The 16,365-nt window shown below is 43.1% G+C and carries 12 protein-coding genes; 3 read left to right on the top strand and 9 right to left on the bottom strand.

Annotated features, from left to right (window positions below; genetic code table 11):
- Positions 1 to 243 precede the first annotated feature (243 nt).
- The 3 genes from FCV43_RS01840 to FCV43_RS01830 all read left to right on the top strand — a co-directional run bounded on the left by FCV43_RS01840 (position 244) and on the right by FCV43_RS01830 (position 5,796).
- On the top strand, positions 244 to 876 hold the full coding sequence (locus FCV43_RS01840) for a DUF2760 domain-containing protein (protein ID WP_017052754.1): 633 nt from the start codon (positions 244 to 246) through the stop codon (positions 874 to 876).
- Positions 876 to 2,828: an Hsp70 family protein gene (locus tag FCV43_RS01835; protein WP_136993840.1), complete on the top strand. Its 1,953-nt coding sequence runs from the start codon at positions 876 to 878 to the stop codon at positions 2,826 to 2,828. Before FCV43_RS01840 ends, FCV43_RS01835 begins: the two co-directional genes overlap by 1 nt.
- 142 nt (positions 2,829 to 2,970) lie before the next feature.
- Positions 2,971 to 5,796: an Hsp70 family protein gene (locus FCV43_RS01830; protein WP_136993839.1), complete on the top strand. Its 2,826-nt coding sequence runs from the start codon at positions 2,971 to 2,973 to the stop codon at positions 5,794 to 5,796.
- 111 nt (positions 5,797 to 5,907) lie between these two features.
- Here the strand turns inward: FCV43_RS01830 and FCV43_RS01825 are convergent, their stop codons facing one another.
- The 9 genes from FCV43_RS01825 to tyrR form a co-directional block, all read right to left on the bottom strand.
- Entirely contained in the window at positions 5,908 to 7,434 is a 1,527-nt protein-coding gene (locus FCV43_RS01825) for a protein adenylyltransferase SelO (protein WP_136993838.1), read from the bottom strand.
- 266 nt (positions 7,435 to 7,700) lie between these two features.
- Entirely contained in the window at positions 7,701 to 8,738 is a 1,038-nt protein-coding gene (locus tag FCV43_RS20310) for a TIR domain-containing protein (protein ID WP_170961583.1), read from the bottom strand.
- A gap of 383 nt (positions 8,739 to 9,121) precedes the next feature.
- Complete coding sequence (locus tag FCV43_RS01810; RefSeq protein ID WP_136993837.1) at positions 9,122 to 9,352, bottom strand: hypothetical protein; 231 nt, start codon at positions 9,350 to 9,352, stop codon at positions 9,122 to 9,124.
- A 391-nt stretch (positions 9,353 to 9,743) separates the two neighbouring features.
- Positions 9,744 to 10,217 (bottom strand): response regulator, encoded by a 474-nt coding sequence (locus FCV43_RS01805; protein WP_113797234.1) that lies wholly within the window; start codon positions 10,215 to 10,217, stop codon positions 9,744 to 9,746.
- The gene (locus FCV43_RS01800) at positions 10,204 to 11,544 is read right to left on the bottom strand and encodes a sensor histidine kinase (protein WP_017054265.1); all 1,341 of its coding nucleotides are present in this window, start codon (positions 11,542 to 11,544) and stop codon (positions 10,204 to 10,206) included. The genes FCV43_RS01805 and FCV43_RS01800 overlap by 14 nt, the downstream gene beginning before the upstream one ends.
- Before the next feature lie 113 nt (positions 11,545 to 11,657).
- Positions 11,658 to 13,076 (bottom strand): SLC13 family permease, encoded by a 1,419-nt coding sequence (locus FCV43_RS01795; RefSeq protein WP_017054266.1) that lies wholly within the window; start codon positions 13,074 to 13,076, stop codon positions 11,658 to 11,660.
- A gap of 548 nt (positions 13,077 to 13,624) precedes the next feature.
- On the bottom strand, positions 13,625 to 14,098 hold the full coding sequence (locus FCV43_RS01790; protein ID WP_017054267.1) for a DUF2947 domain-containing protein: 474 nt from the start codon (positions 14,096 to 14,098) through the stop codon (positions 13,625 to 13,627).
- A gap of 121 nt (positions 14,099 to 14,219) precedes the next feature.
- Entirely contained in the window at positions 14,220 to 14,798 is a 579-nt protein-coding gene (locus FCV43_RS01785) for a GNAT family N-acetyltransferase (RefSeq protein WP_136993836.1), read from the bottom strand.
- Positions 14,798 to 16,342: a transcriptional regulator TyrR gene (gene tyrR / locus FCV43_RS01780; protein ID WP_017054269.1), complete on the bottom strand. Its 1,545-nt coding sequence runs from the start codon at positions 16,340 to 16,342 to the stop codon at positions 14,798 to 14,800. The genes FCV43_RS01785 and tyrR overlap by 1 nt, the downstream gene beginning before the upstream one ends.
- Between the last annotated feature and the right edge of the window lie 23 nt (positions 16,343 to 16,365).

Here is a 16,365-nt window from a genome sequence, read left to right as displayed (position 1 = left end):
ACCCACATTTGTTGTCTTTTTAACCCAACAAGCTTAATCAATAAGTGTAAATGGCCATTTCTTCTAACCTTAGCCCTTGAATATGCTAGACTCAGCCCCTATTTTTTGGCTATGCATGGCAAAAAATAAGCCATTTTTGAGTGAGCCTTCGGTATATTACCGTCGATTTAAATGCCTTTATGCCAAACGTTGAGTATAACCAACACTCAACGTGATATTGAATCAATCCAAAGAGAATTCACCATGATTGTCGATTTAAACCTAATTCCAACTACGTTTGACATGCTACATGCGGGCCTGTTGGCTTCAAGCGTACTACTGCTTCTCATTGCTGTATCTCGCAAATCAAAAGAGATAGAAAAAATAGTTGAGAAACCAGTCGAAAAAATTATCGAAGTGGAAAAACCTGTTGAGAAAATTGTCGAGATTGAAAAAATCATCGAAGTTGAAAAAGTAGTAGAGAAAGTGATCGAAGTTGAATCAAAGCTGGCAACGGCTTCAACTGACTCAGCTTTACAACTTCTGTCAATTATGCAGCAAGAAGCGCGTCTGATCGATTTCCTAAACGAAGACCTGACTTCATTTGCAGATGAAGAAGTTGGCGCAGCGGCGCGCGTTATCCACTCCGGCGGTCAAAAAGTATTGAAAGAGTATGTTGAGCTATCTCATATTCGCACTGAAGATGAAGAGACTCGCATCACTGTCGCTGAAGGCTTTAACCCTCAAGAAGTTCGTTTAACAGGCAATGTTACAGGTAATGCGCCATTCAACGGTACTCTTGTACATAAAGGCTGGAAAGCAGACGCAATTAACTTACCTAAACTATCAGCAAACTACGACGCTTCTATCATTGCGCCTGCGGAGGTTGAACTGTAATGGAACACTCTCAACCTGAGGCTCAAGCTAAGTTTAGTGTTGGTATCGATTTAGGTACGACACACTGCGTACTGTCTTACCTTGACATCAACGATGAAGATGCTCGCGTTCAAGTGATGGAGATTCCACAACTGACCGCACCAGGCACCGTTGAAAATCGCAGCCAACTTGGTTCATTTTTGTATCAACCTCATGAGCATGAGATGGGCGAAGGTTCTCGTACCCTACCATGGACTCATGAACCGAAAGCATTAGTCGGTGCTATTGCGCGTAATCTTGGCAGCAAAACACCGATCCGTCTGGTTGCAAGTGCGAAATCTTGGTTATGCCATAGCGGTGTCAATCGCCGCGACAGCTTCCTACCACAAGGTAGCCCTGAAGAAGTCAGCAAAGTATCACCACTAAAAACAACAGAATTATATCTCGATCATCTTAAGCAAGCTTGGGATCACGCGAATCCAAATGCCCCGCTTTCTGAACAAGATGTAACGATTACGGTTCCAGCATCATTTGATCCAGCCGCTCGTGATTTAACGGCTGAAGCGGCTCGTAACGTAGGCTTTGAACATTTAACACTATTAGAAGAGCCTCAAGCTGCTCTTTATAGCTGGATCGACAACAGCAATGACACATGGCGCGATGAAGTCAACGTTGGTGACATCGTATTAGTCGTCGATGTAGGTGGTGGTACGACTGACCTTTCATTGGTTGCTGTGACAGAAGAAGATGGTAATTTGAACCTGAATCGAATCGCTGTAGGTGAGCACATCCTACTTGGCGGCGATAATATGGATTTAGCTCTCGCTTACCGCTTAAAGATGAAACTGGCTCAAGATGGCAAGCAGTTACAACCTTGGCAAGTTCAAGCGATGACTCACGCATGCCGTGATGCAAAAGAAGCACTGTTAAATGACTCAGAACTTCAAGCGGTGCCGATTGTAGTCCCAAGCCGTGGCTCTAAATTATTAGGAGCAACACTGAAGACAGAACTGACACAACAAGAAGTACAGCAAACGCTCGTCGATGGTTTCTTCCCACAAGTCGGTATTGCCGATCACCCAGTACAAAAAGCGCGCGGCGCACTGACTCAAATGGGTTTGCCTTACGCTCAAGATGCAGGTATTACACGCCACATCGCTGCGTTCTTATCTAAGCAAGCGAATGCTCAAGGCGATAGTGCTCAATCAAATGCGGATCCTGCTCAAGAGTTCAACCCATTTGCGAATATGCCAGGCATGCCGGAAGCAGAACCTGCAAGTGTCGATTTCATCAAACCAACTGCTATGCTATTCAATGGCGGTGTTCTGAAATCAAAACTGCTAGCAACTCGCCTATCAGATACCATTAATGAATGGTTAATTGATGCAGATACAGAAATGGCTAAACAGCTTTCTGGCCTAGATCTGGATCTTGCCGTTGCAAGTGGTGCCTCTTACTATGGTTCTGTTCGCCGTGGCCAAGGTGTTCGTATCCGTGGTGGTATCGCGTCTAGTTACTATGTTGGTATTGAAAGCGCGATGCCTGCAATTCCGGGAATGGCACCACCAATGGAAGCACTTTGTGTTGCTCCATTTGGTATGGAAGAAGGCTCAAGCGTTCAAGTTCCTAGCCAGCAGTTCGGTCTCGTCATTGGTGAACCAGTTCATTTCCAATTCTTCGGTTCAACAACTCGCCGTGAAGACGAAGCTGGCACTCATCTTGATTTCTGGCAGCCAGAAGAGCTGGAAGAGTTACCTGAAATTCAAGTAACGCTACCTGTATCTGAAGGGCGTAACATTGGCGAAGTGGTTCCTGTTACCTTAGCGTCTCGTGTAACCGAGCTAGGCACTTTGTACTTAGAAGCGATTGCAGCGGATAATGGCCAGAAATGGCACGTTGAGTTTGATGTACGCGATGAAGCCTCAGGCGAAGCGCTTACGCAAAATAGCGAAAGCCAAAACCAAAGCGAATAACATCGACTATTCATAAAAATTCGGCATCCTTATGGGTGCCGTTTTTCTAAGTATCTCATTTAATTCGCTCTTAAATTGATATACTTTACATTCATCTAAGTTTCATGAGCGTATATCTCGCTCATTATCAGAGAGGTTCTTCATGGCATCTCCTCGTTTTCTTGTCGGAATCGATTTAGGTACAACCAACACCGTTGTCGCATTTTGTGAAATCACCGATGATCTACAGCACTCCCCTGTTTCTCTTTTCGACATCGACCAACTTGTCGGCCCGGGAGAAGTCGTAAGAAAACCATTATTACCTTCGTTTCGCTATCATCCCGCGCAAGGTCAAATTTCAGCATCGGACTTAACTCTACCTTGGGAACATAGTCCAGTTTCAGGTGATATCAGTAACGCTATTGTTGGCGAATGGGCAAGAGAACTGGGCGCAAAAGTCGAAGGTCGCCAAGTATCAAGTGCCAAGAGTTGGCTTTCTCATCAAGCGGTTGATCGTCGTTCTGAAATTTTACCCTGGGCAGGCGCGGCAGACGTCGATAAAGTCTCCCCTGTTATTGCGAGTGCCAGTTACCTTAACCACATTCGCCAAGCGTGGAACTATCGCAATCCGAGTAACAAACTTGAGGATCAAGACGTTGTCGTTACTGTTCCGGCTTCATTTGATGAAACCGCTCGTAAATTAACGTTAGAAGCGGCAAACATCGCAGGTTTAAGCAAAATCGTGCTTCTTGAAGAGCCTCAAGCCGTTTGTTATGACTGGTATGCAAGACACCAAACAAGTGCGACACAAGAGCTCGCTCAACTGCCATTGATTCTTGTCTGTGATGTAGGTGGCGGTACGACCGACTTGAGTTTAATCGAAGCCAAATTCTCAGACGATGAACTAGGGCTTGACCGAATTGGTGTTGGCGAACACTTAATGCTTGGTGGTGACAACCTTGATTTAGCCTTGGCTCACCTTGCTGAACAGCGTTTCAATCAAAGCAAGAAACTCAATGCATCGAGCTTAACAAAACTGATTCAGCAGACACGTAAAGCCAAAGAAGGTTTACTCTCTACAGGTGCACCTGACGAAGTTAAAATCACCATGCTCGGCAGTGGTTCGAAACTATTAGGTGGCACAAAAAGTGTCAGTCTAACGAAGCAGGAAGTGCACCAAATAGCGCTAGATGGATTCTTCCCTCTCACTGATTTTGACCAAGTGCCGGATAAACGCCGCAGCGCCGTTGTAGAGTTCGGCCTGCCTTATGTGGCCGATCCTGCGGTGAGTAAACATGTGGCTGAATTCTTAACTCAGCACCAGCAAGTCTCTCAAGCAGCACTAGCCTCACTCGATTCAATCTCTGAGAATCAAGACAAGGCTGCGATACCTGTTGGCCTATTACTTAATGGTGGTGTGTTCAACAGTGAACTGGTTACCTCTCGGATTACTCAGTTACTAAAAAATTGGCGAGGCGAACCCGTAACGGTTTTGGATAATCCACATCCAGACTGGTCTGTGGCACTGGGCGCGGTTGCGTTTGGTAAAGCTCGACGTGGTGCTCAACTTAAAATTGGTGGTGGCGCTGCGCGCTCTTACTTCCTGCATCTTCAAGAGAAAAACAAGATGGGCAATGCACTTTGCCTTCTTGCAAAAGGAACCGAAGAAGGACATGAAATTCGACTTTCAGGCCGTCGTTTCTCTCTGACTCTTGGAGAACCCGTTAAATTTAATTTGCTCACATCCACGCACGATGTTCTTTCAGCGGAGCAAGGTATAGTGAAAAATGGAGCAGTGGTTAAAGTCGACGCTGACCTGTTTACGCCGCTGCCACCTTATATCTCGACCCTTGAAGGCGATGCTGTCGATCTTCACGCCAACCAAAAAGATCGAGTGGAAGTGCAACTTGCGTGTCAACTCACCGAAGTCGGCACTCTGAAAATGGAATGCGTAAGCTGCGAAGATGAGAGCAAACGCTGGAACCTTGAATTTGAGGTTCGAAACAAACAGAGTGATGAACAGCAGAAACAAGATTTACACCCTCGCCTCCCTGAGTGCAAAGAACTGATCTCACGTTTATACAGTGGCAACAAAAAAAGTGCCGATTCGAAAGAGATCAAAACGCTCGCTAAAGAGTTAGAAAAACGCCTAGGTAAACGTGAAGAGTGGGATTTTGTCACCTTACGTCAATTGTTCGATACTTTCTCGCAAGGTCGTAAGCGCCGTCGTCGTTCAGAGCAGCATGAAAAAAACTGGTTAAGACTCGCAGGTTACTCTCTGCGTCCGGGTTTTGGTGATCCAACCGATGCATGGCGTATTGAGCAAGTTTGGATGCTTTATCAGCAAAACATTCAATTTGAAAATCACCAAGGCTGGAGCGATTGGTGGGTATTTTGGCGTCGAATTGCTGGAGGCTTAAACCAAGAACAGCAAGAAACTATCCTTGCCGATATTGCCAAATACCTTCACCCCGGAGCAATGAAAAACCCAGCATCAGCCAAAGCCGCTCAAGATAAAGGATATGAAGCGATGGTGCGCTTAGCCGCCTCGCTTGAGCATCTGGAAATTGAAGATAAAGTACTACTTTCGACATGGTTTTTAAGTAAAGCGATCAATCAGCCACAATACCCTCAAGCGCATTGGTGGGCATTAGGTCGTCTTGCTTCTCGAACGCCACTTTATGGCAGTCAGCATAACGTTATTCCTCGTGAACAGGCTGAGCAATGGCTACCGAAATTACTCGATCAAAACTGGAACAAAGAGCCTATGGTGGCTTTTGCAACGGTAATGATTTGTCGCAAAACAGGCGATCGCTTATTCGATATTTCGGACGACTATCGAGAGCAGGTTTTAACCAAACTCAAATCGAGTAAAGTACCTGATTCTTGGATTGAACTGGTTGATACCGTAAAAGAGTTGTCGGAAAGTGAATCGAAACGCGTCTTTGGCGATGCGCTTCCAAGTGGGTTATCTTTGATTAAAGATTAAAGCTAAAACTTACTGTTCTTCAAAATAAAAGCGCAAAGTAAACCACCACTTTGCGCTTTTTAGTTATGTCTAATTCGATTCAAACGAAAACAACTCCCCTGACTTAAACACCTATGTTCCGCAGAAGGTTCTGTAAGGCCCGAAATCACTTGGTGCAGGTTGAGCGTACTCTTCACAATGAGGTTGGGTAGTAAACGGGTTTTCTAACACTTTAAGTAGCCGTTCAAAAGGTTGAAAATCATTATGTTGCTCAGCCGCAAGAATCGCCTCTTCTATCTTATGGTTTCTTGGAATATAAACAGGGTTATGACTGTCCATTAGATCTGTTCTCTCGGCAGGTGAGATCGGATTTCTATCGAGCCGCTGGTGCCATTTATTGTTCCAAGCAGTCCATTCTTCAGTTTGCTTAATTAGTTTCTCGGTTTCGTTTTTCTCACCGCTTACCACTTGCGACAAAGAACGGAAAAACTGTGTGAAATCGACATCTTGCTCATTGAGTAAACTTAGTAACTCTTGAACAAGCTCAAGATCGCCCTCTTCTTGATCTTTCAACCCCAGTTTAGCGCGCATTCCCACCAGCCATAATTCCTGATAACAGGCCATATAGTGCTGCAATGCGTTAGTGGCGAGTTCGACCGACTCTTCTTCATCGTCAGAGATAAGTGGAAGCAGAGTTTCAGCGAGACGAGCAAGATTCCACTGCGCAATATGAGGTTGATTAGCGTAAGCATATCGACCTTGCGAATCTATAGAGCTAAATACCGTATTGGGGTCATAACTGTCCATAAATGCACACGGCCCATAATCAATAGTTTCGCCCGAAATTGTCGTATTATCGGTATTCATGACGCCATGAATAAAGCCAACCAACTGCCATTTAGAAACAAGTTTTGCTTGTTGTTCACTGATGAGCGTGAGTAAAGTTAAATACGGGGAATCCGTCTTCTTTGCCTGTGGGTAGTGGCGTTCAATAACGTAATCGGCTAGCTGCTTAACTTTGTCTTGCTCTCCGTTAGCTGCAAAATATTGGAAAGTACCAACCCGGATATGACTTGATGCTGTACGAGTGACAATCGCCCCAATTGCGGCCTGATTTCGCCATATCTGTTCCCCTGTGATCACCGCAGCAAGAGCGCGTGTTGTCGGAATATTTAACGCATGCATAGCTTCAGACACAAGATACTCACGTAATACAGGACCAAGAGCCGCTTTGCCATCCCCAGAACGCGAGAATGGTGTTCGCCCTGAACCTTTTAACTGTATATCGCGTCTTTTACCTTCACGATCAATCACCTCACCAAGCAGCAAAGCACGGCCATCACCTAGTTGAGGGTTATAATGACCAAATTGGTGACCAGCATAGGCTTGAGCTAAAGGCGCAGCTCCTTCGAGTTTCTGATTGCCAGAAAATATAGTCGCTAATTGCTCATCAGTGGCCAATTGAACATCGATATTTAACGAATGAGCAAGCGCATAATTAAATTTAATCAGTGAAGGGGATGGCGCAAGTTCAGCATCTTGAGATTGATAAAAACCAGACAGCTCATTGAAGTAGCTATTATCAAAGTGAATCTCTACAGAAGAATCGGTATTTGAGTTACCCTCACTTGAGGCAAAATCTGTTTTATCCGTTGGCATGGCAAGGTTCCTTTTGTCATTGATGCTGACACCTTACTGGTAGTAAGCCTGTAGAGCAACTGAGTTAGATGACTGGAGAAGATGAAGCGCACTCAACACATAATTTTTGTTCCACTAAATGAACTAAAGGTGTTTTGCTGTCGAGGGCAAAGGGCAATAAGGTTTGCTCTTTTTCTAACAATGTTTTGGACAAATACGTTGTAGGTGTGCTGCTCTAAACCGTTTCGTTTAGATTAGAAAAAGTACCTTGAAACCTTAAACGCTTGTTAGGCATCTCCTGCTAAGAGCTTAATTCTTTCTGTTATAAACTGTGCAACGTTATTTTCGTTGTGGTAGGTGGCGTCTATATAGCCATCAATAGAAAACACACCCTCTACACTTGCGCTATCAAACTTTATAAACATAACCTTATCATCTTCTTTATGTTTAATTATGTCTCGAATGGCTCTCCACTCTAAGCCGCACCACTGCTTTTGGGTGTAATCTTCACACAGAAACACTACGACTAGATCAGCTTGGTTGCGATAGATATTCTGCAAATATGTGTCCAAGTTTGGTCTTGCCAATTGAGATTGATAATCGAAGTCATAAAAAATTGAGTCTGCACCGTGAACACTTTTTAACTGTTCAACAACATTGGCTATATATGATCTTTTTTCTCCTGGGAAAGACAATGCAACTTTAAAATTGATGTCTTCAAGTTTAGTTTTTGATTTATCTACTTTTTGAATCATTTCATTTTCCAGAAGGTCTTCAAGCGCCATTAATGAAAGCGTAAATGGGTCTATATCAATACGAGTTAAGTCTGCACTATGAGGTCTAATTTTAGAAATGTAATAAAGCAGATAATGAAGCCAAATAGATGCATTTGCGGTATTGTGAGCACAAACAGGTTTGCCATCAGGGTTACTTATTCCTTCTGCAACAAGCTCTTCAAGCTGCTTATTTTTAATTTTTTCTCTCTCTTTTTCAGAGAACAGCGCACCTGCTCGGTTAGCCATGCGAATGAATAGATGGCAAGTTTCACCTTCTAGTAGCGAGTAAGCGGATAGTTCGGCACCAAGTACACCCCAAATTTCATGCCTATTAATCACGTCCATAGTAAACTTATGGGTATCAGATATTAGTCCATAGTATTGCCAGAGCATTATTATATGGTTTTTTTTATCAAACTGGCGCTCATTAACAATTTTGTTCTTTTTTCTATAAACGGTACTGAGCTTCAAATCATGAAACTTACTTGCTTGCTCTTCAAAGGCTACAATGAGCCGTTTTATCTCATTTTTCTTTTTTCTTATAGCCATCGATACCTCTTTAAACTTGATGACGTAACTAGGATACCTAACGCCCGCTTAAGGGGCAGACAACGCTAATACAAGCCTTCCACATAACACCACAACCACACAAATCATCGTATGGTAAAAAAAACACGCGTTGACTGTTCCTCTTGAAGGGGATGTTATGTGTCTGAACTATATGACTTTCACAAAATACACTGGAGAGGTATTTTCATGAACAGTCGATACCATTGGTGCAGCTTCAACACCCCATGTAAAAAACGTTTGCTTGTTACAAGCCGTGCAAGTTGCAGCATATTCACCGTTAACTTGAAATACTCCGTTAAGAGCTGCTTGGTATTTCGTGCTACATTCTTTGCACACTACATTAGTTACTGAGTACGACATTTTCACCTACCTTTTTGATTTATGATAAGAACGTGAACTAATTTTTTGAATTCTACTTTATTTTGGTATTGTAAGTGGCGAGCTAACGTTGAAAAAAGCCACTCGGTTTTGTTACCCTGCGGGTATGCATTTTTAGTAAGGTTAAGCTGTTGCTTGATATAAGCAGCTGATACCCAACCTTCGCTAAATCCTGATTCAGACTTAGCAATAAAGCTTAATACTTGCTCCGCCATTTTATTAAACAATTGATCTATTTGATTCTTTTATTTCACCAATTCCTCCTGACATATAACAGGTTTTTTTCAGCAGACACTGTCTATATGATATTTTCATAAAATACAGATACCGTAGCAGCAACATCCTGTTTTAACTGTCTTTATGTTCTTTGTACTCACAAATTGCATAACAGGCCTGTATAGTCGCAAATGCTCAACTAAGCTCATATTCTGCTATTAGGGAAAGTTGGTCAAGAACTGACATGAGAGAGTGGTCAGGAATCTCGGTCTAAATGATTTTGGGGCAGATCTGAGCTAGCCAGTCCACAATTGATTTGTGCTCCGCGCACAATTTGGATTCACCATAAAGCAAAGCCAACGCTTCATCGGAAGGTTGGCTTTGATGATATTAACGCAGTCGAGCTAACACGACATTCTGATCTAAATTTTCTTGGTAATCAGTGTAATCAAAACCTTTATCAAATATGTATTCGGTGATTAAGGTTCTTGCGGTATCCACCAGCGTTTTACCGCTCCAAGGTTTTTCAAAATATTGATTGATACCTGCCGAATTAATGGCAGTTATGGTGTCTGAATGCGTCGCCTGCCCGGTGAGCAGTATCTTCTTCGTCTCTTTGAAACGACTATCTTGTGAAATTTCGCTCAGTAATTCGACGCCCGTTTGACCCGGCATAACATGATCTGAAATGATCAATGCGATAAACTCACCAGATGCATCGAGATCATCCATCAACTCAAGTACTTCTGCTGCCGATTCACAATCTTCAATATTTATCCAATTTGAAAGGGAATCTAAATCTTGCAGAACTGCACTCAGGACTTCACGCTGGTCGTCCACACAAATTAGGTTAAGCTTCTCCATAATCGCCCTCAATTGGTAATTTAATTCTAAAAATTGTTCGGCTCGAATCGCTTTTTACTGCAATTGTGCCACCGTATCCGCTGACTATTCGTTTAACAATCGATAGCCCTAACCCCAAACCAAATGACAAGCCACCCTTTTTAGTAGTGAAATTTGGTTGGAAAATTTTTCTACGTGTAACTTCATCGATTTCAGGCCCATTGTTTGAAATCGTGATTAATATTTTTTGGTTACTGACTCGCGTTTGTATATCAATTTCAGGCTCATCAGTATGGTTCATTGCATCACAGGCGTTCTTCATTAAGTTTGCCCAGACTTGAACTAACTCCGTCGATGAACCTTTAAAACGAGGTAAAGCCGCTGGGCTCATTCGTACTGATACACGCCGTAGGTCACTTTGTAGCAATGACACCGCTTTGTTGATGCTATCGTTCACATCAAACAGCTCTTCGGTTTGCACATCGGCACGGCCAAGTTGCTTCACAGATTTAACGATTCCAACGGTATGACGCGTAGCTAACCGCATATCATGCAAATCTCGTCCAATTTGCCAATATTTAACCGCCTGCTCAGGGTTACTTAACCAATGTGACGACAACACATCTTCTGGCACTGCGCGAGCGAGATCTTTTGCGAGGCTTTTGCTCAAACCATATTGTTGCTCAAAGTGTTTGCCTCGTTTTCTTACATCGGACGAAGCACTATTTTGTCCATGCACCAATCCGTAATCAAAAAAGCCACTCGCCTCTGGGTGAACCTCTTCGAGTAACTGGATCACCACATCTTCCAGCCTTTCTGATTTACTGCTCACCACACCAATCGCATTATTCAGTTCATGAGCGATACCTGCGGCTAACTGACCTAATGTGGTCATTTGCTCCGCAGTATTTAGCTTCTGCAGTGCCTTCTCTTTTTCTACCGCTTCTTGTGTCGCTCTGCGCTGTCGCCGAGAAAGTTCGTCCACAATAACAGGAGCAAACTGAGCACTAAGCGATCCAAAAGTCTCAGGCTCAACTTCTTCGGTATCTCTGTCTATCCAAGCCAATTCCACATCGGTTTTAGCTCGGACTGTGGATGAAGCCACCCAACTACCAGAAAAGAAACTATGTACACCAATAAATGCTTTCTCTGTGGCCGTAAAAATATGGGTTTGTTTGTTGGAACCCTCTTCTTGGAAAAAACCTTCTAACTCACCTTTGCAAACATAATAGAGGCGCTCGTTATGCCCATCTTGATGGATGATAACGTCCCCACTATTGACGATAAGTCGACGCTCAGAATTACAAAAATAGGCATCGATTAACCGATCTAATTTAATTTCGTACATAACCTATCTCAACTACTTGGTCAGACACTCTTAGGCATAAGCCCACTTTGGCATAAACGCGCTTTGGTACAAACGTGCTTTGGTATAAACGCACTTAGACGTAAGGAGATACATTAACCAATATGACCAACAGCATGAAGAATCCAAACCATGATGAAGCTCAGAAGAACCCCTGTTACACCAAGAATTACACCAATTTTTGCCATGTGATTACTCTGTACATGACCCGTAGCATGTGCCAACGCATTCGGTGGTGTACTAATTGGCAACGACATGCCAAGTGAAGCAGCAAAGGTCACAACAAGAATCAATGTAATCTCACCACCAAGTGGCGTTAAAGAGGCCATTGAAGAGCCTAAAGCAGCCATTATCGGCATCAATAAGTTGGCCGTTGCGGTGTGCGACATGAAATTCGCCATCGCTAAACAGAGGAATGCCGCACCAAATAGCACAACATAAGGTGAGTATTCATCGAAAGGTATGCTATTCACAATCAACCTCGCGAGCCCTGTTTGATCTAATGCTAACCCAAGAGCAATACCACCAGAAACGAGCCACAACACATCCCAAGATATCTTCTTCAGATCTTCTTTATTGATAATGCCAGTAAGCGAGAATATCGCGACGGGGATAAGCGCTACGGTGTAAGAGTTCATTCCGTGAGCCGAGCCCATTAACCAGAGAATGATGGTGGTCGCGAAAGTGATATAAACCAAAATTGCTTTCGGTGTTTTAAGGAACTTGCCCTTAATGTTTAGTTCAATACTTTGTTGCTCTGCTTTAAACAAGTGGCAAATCAGAAACCATGCAAGAGTCATCATAATCACCACGAATGGAACCCCAAACACCATCCACTCTCCGAACGTGATTAGGTTATCGCCGACTAGATATTTCAGGGCAATCGCATTTGGAGGTGTTCCGATCGGCGTTCCGATACCACCAATATTAGCAGCAACAGGAATACAGAGAGCAAACGCAATTCTTCCTGGATCTTTTGGCCCGAACAGCGCGATGACTGGTGTTAAAATTGAGAGCATCATTGCCGTCGTAGCAGTATTCGACATAAACATTGAGAAAATGCCTGTGATCAGCATCAATCCAAGCATAACAAATTTAGGGTCGTGGCCAAACGGGCGCAATAGTACTCTTGCTAAATTCACATCTAAACGATATTTGGTTGCCGCCATCGCCAAGAAGAAACCACCTAAGAAAAGCATGATGATGGGGCTGGCAAAGGTTGCCATTATTTCGTTGTACTTTAGCAATTCACCGAAATGGGGCTGCCCTTCTTCTAATCTGAAAAAGAAAATGCCTTTGTTCGATAGCATCAAAAGCTCAAGCACAATAATCACCACCGACGTGGCGTAAATAGGGATTGGTTCGAATACCCAACATAAAGCCGCAAGCAAAAATATTGCAATGACTCGTTGCTGTATGATCGTCATTCCCTCAAAAGGGAAAGCGGAAAGCGGTAACACTAGAATAATAAAAGGAATTAAAAGTGGGATTATATACTTGGTGTATTGGCGCATAATACGGCTGCTCTTCCTGAGATTAATAGATTCAGATGCCAAGCTCACTCACAATTACGGGAGGCTCATGACATCCAATATCTCTATTATGTTGCAGTCCATATGAAAGATGTTTAGCGTGAGATCAAATAATATAAGTTTCGGTAACATTATTTATTCAGTATGTGACGTTGCAACTCGTCGATGTTCTCAGTAAAAACAGCAAGTTACACAAAAGCAACTCACGGGAAACATATTGGCAACCTATGATAATTCTATTTGCAGTCAAACGAGAAAATCTTCAACTTTGATCGCAGTTTTGATCACTCTTATCTTTTACATTGAAATTTAAGAAAACCTCACGACCGCCGACGATCTCTTGGTTAGAGCGTTGAGCAGTATTCCAATTTGTTGTTTGTTCCAGATTCGATGGGGATAAGATTACCAATTGGGGGGTTAAGGGAGAGTTAAGGGAGAGTTAACGCTTAAAAATGAATCCAAAAAAAACCGAACCACAATGGGCTCGGCTTATTAATATCATTCAACTGTTGGTCATTTGAATCATAAAATTACGTACGTTCACCTAATCTTACTTTACCTTTAGAATCGAACCACAAGGCTTCATTTCTTCGGCGACCGAGGAGAATTGGGCCATCATCATAGAATAAAAAGTTTTTCCAATGCTTCTTGAATATTGACCACTTGGTTTCCAAGATATTGTATTTTTCATAGCAGAAGTACACGGTCACATCATCTTGCCAATCAATATGAGCTTCAACGCCTTCTGGTAAATCTGCCTCATCGGATTCCCATGCAACCATCCAATCTACTTTATCAGACCAGTTTGAGTCTTTACTTGGCCAGTCTTGTGAGCTGAACCTTTCCGCATCGGGACTCTGTGGGCTAATATTCTCTTTCCAGAACTGCGCTGCTCTAGATTGAGTCATAGGCTTGATCAACGCTAAATCCTCTTCAGGAACAGGCATTGATTGATGAGTAAAAATCCATTTTCTTTGGTATTCATCCAAAGTTGTGTAAGACATCAAAATTCCTCATTTATTCGGCGTTATAGTGCCATATTCATAGCATCTTTAAGTAATGTGCTATGTGCCATATCCAATAGATAGGCCTTTAAATTGGTTCAATACTGGCGTGCGATAACAATTATTCAGAGCGCCAATTAGGGTTAATTAATGACATCAGGTTATGGTCTTCCCACTTGTCATTAATTAACAAATAATCTTTTGCAAACCCTTCGCGTGTGAATCCCAGTTGTTGTAAAACCGCTTCACTGCGTTGATTGCGTGGCATGTAACCTGCCATTATGCGATGCATGTTTTGAACATCGAACATATAGTCACAAGCCATTTTTAGAGACTTTCTCATGATCCCACGACCTTGAGCATTCGCATCGAGAGAGTAACCGACATTGCATGCGTGAAACGGAAATCGAGACAGGTTACTAAAGGAGATCGTCCCTAACATCTCTTCCGTTTTGGCATCGGTAATTAAGCAGTAATAACCTAAGCCCATTTTATGCAGTTCATGCAACTTAATGAGTTTTTGAGCCCAGCCTTGAACAGTAAAAAATGCCGCTTCTCGCTTGGGTTCCCAGCCACGAAGATGCTCTCGATTTTTAATAAAATAATTGCTGATTAAAGTCGCATCGGTCGGCAGAGCGGTTCTTAAAAGAATCTCACCATCATTTTTATGCAACTGAAACGTAGAGCTGAGATCATCCATTAGCTCTTCCTAATGCCATAATCACGTAGTTTATTGGCAATTGACGTATGCGATACATTCAAACGCTTCGCTAACTTACGACTTGATGGGAAAGATTGATACAGGCGCTCTAAAATTTGTGATTCGTAATCTTTCATAATGTCATCAAGCGAACCATCAATATTCAGTGACGCTACATTGGAACTTACAGGGTCCATTTGAGGAAGGTTAAAGTGCTCAATGCTTAATGTATCCCCAGACATCTCTGTGAGTGCTCGAAGAGCCATGTTATCGAGTTGGCGCATGTTTCCAGGCCATTGATAATTAGCAAGCTGCTCAATCAGCTCATGGGCAATGTCGGGTTTAACCATTCCTAACTGCTGTGCGTATTTTGCGGCAAAAAGTTCCAGTAAAGGCGCAATATCATTCGATCGTTCACGCAGTGCAGGAATCGATAATGTAAGCACATTCAAGCGATAGAATAGATCTTCACGGAAAGTGCCCGCTTCGGCTAAATCGGCCAATTTATGCCTTGTAGAAGCGATGATGCGGACATCCACATGCACCTCAAGCTCTTCACCGACACGGCGGAATGTACCATCTTGCAAGAAACGCAGTAACTTGATTTGCAAATGTGGGCTCATTTCCCCAATTTCATCGAGGAATACGGTGCCGCCATTCGCCTGTTCAAAGATGCCTTTATGGCCTTGTTCATGATTAAACGAGCCCGGCGCATGCCCAAACAGTTCCGTTTCAGCAACATCATCAGGCATAGAAGCGCAGCTCAATACCAAGAATGGGCATGAAGAACGGTTGGAGCGGTTATGGCACGCTTTGGCAAGCATCTCTTTTCCGGTACCGGTTTCGCCTTCGATCAGCAGAGGTTGATCAAGCATCGCCAGTTTTTTCGATTGACTCATCAAGGCTTTGTGACGGTTTGAAATTCCAACGAAATGCTCGAAGCCTAAGTTATTCTGTTCAGGTAAGGTTTCATTGATCGTTTGACTCTGCAACCCAGAGCGAATCGTCATTACCGCACTGGCTAGCATTGACTCATTTGAATCACTGCTGAGATAAACAGGCATGATTTCGAGATTGTAATCCAGGCCACCTAGAACGATTGTTTGGCGCTGTCTTGCAATATTACCTTCAATCCAACGAGAGAAGTTGAAGCTTGGGATGAGAGTTGAGACAAATTCGCCAAGCATTTCCGTTTCTGTTTTTGCGAACAGCTTCAATGCCGCATGGTTTGCCATATCGACGGACCCTTTCAGATCAATCGCTAAAACAGGATCGGGTAAGTTTGCCAATAAGGCGATCAGCTCAGTGTTATGTCGTTCACTTGGCATGAATTGAATCTTTTTGACATCTTTTACGCCTGTAATTCTGCGTATTTCTGTCATCAATTCACTAAAAGTATCAAAATCAATGTCTGGGCAATTTAGGTAGATGATTCCCGTCACATCAATTTCGATTCCTCGTAAATCAATGCTTTTCGTCGCTAAAATATCAAGTAGCTCACGGGTTAAACCAAGTCGATCTTCACAAGAAACTTCTAAACGCACAGAGTAATCCTAAGTAGAGGTGT

The organism is Vibrio genomosp. F6 (assembly GCF_005146325.1).
In the GTDB taxonomy this organism is placed as follows: Bacteria; Pseudomonadota; Gammaproteobacteria; order Enterobacterales; family Vibrionaceae; genus Vibrio; species Vibrio cortegadensis.
Note: the sequence above shows the minus strand (reverse complement) of the source record. Positions and strands in the feature narration are given on the sequence as shown.

Bases quoted from the DNA above. Each gene is read 5' to 3' on its own strand.
- FCV43_RS01840 (WP_017052754.1), top strand. From the start codon at position 244: ATGATTGTCGATTTAAACCTAATTCCAACTACGTTTGACATGCTACAT.
- FCV43_RS01835 (WP_136993840.1), top strand. From the start codon at position 876: ATGGAACACTCTCAACCTGAGGCTCAAGCTAAGTTTAGTGTTGGTATC.
- FCV43_RS01830 (WP_136993839.1), top strand. From the start codon at position 2,971: ATGGCATCTCCTCGTTTTCTTGTCGGAATCGATTTAGGTACAACCAAC.
- FCV43_RS01825 (WP_136993838.1), bottom strand. From the start codon at position 7,434: ATGCCAACGGATAAAACAGATTTTGCCTCAAGTGAGGGTAACTCAAAT.
- FCV43_RS20310 (WP_170961583.1), bottom strand. From the start codon at position 8,738: ATGGCTATAAGAAAAAAGAAAAATGAGATAAAACGGCTCATTGTAGCC.
- FCV43_RS01810 (WP_136993837.1), bottom strand. From the start codon at position 9,352: ATGGCGGAGCAAGTATTAAGCTTTATTGCTAAGTCTGAATCAGGATTT.
- FCV43_RS01805 (WP_113797234.1), bottom strand. From the start codon at position 10,217: ATGGAGAAGCTTAACCTAATTTGTGTGGACGACCAGCGTGAAGTCCTG.
- FCV43_RS01800 (WP_017054265.1), bottom strand. From the start codon at position 11,544: ATGTACGAAATTAAATTAGATCGGTTAATCGATGCCTATTTTTGTAAT.
- FCV43_RS01795 (WP_017054266.1), bottom strand. From the start codon at position 13,076: ATGCGCCAATACACCAAGTATATAATCCCACTTTTAATTCCTTTTATT.
- FCV43_RS01790 (WP_017054267.1), bottom strand. From the start codon at position 14,098: ATGTCTTACACAACTTTGGATGAATACCAAAGAAAATGGATTTTTACT.
- FCV43_RS01785 (WP_136993836.1), bottom strand. From the start codon at position 14,798: ATGGATGATCTCAGCTCTACGTTTCAGTTGCATAAAAATGATGGTGAG.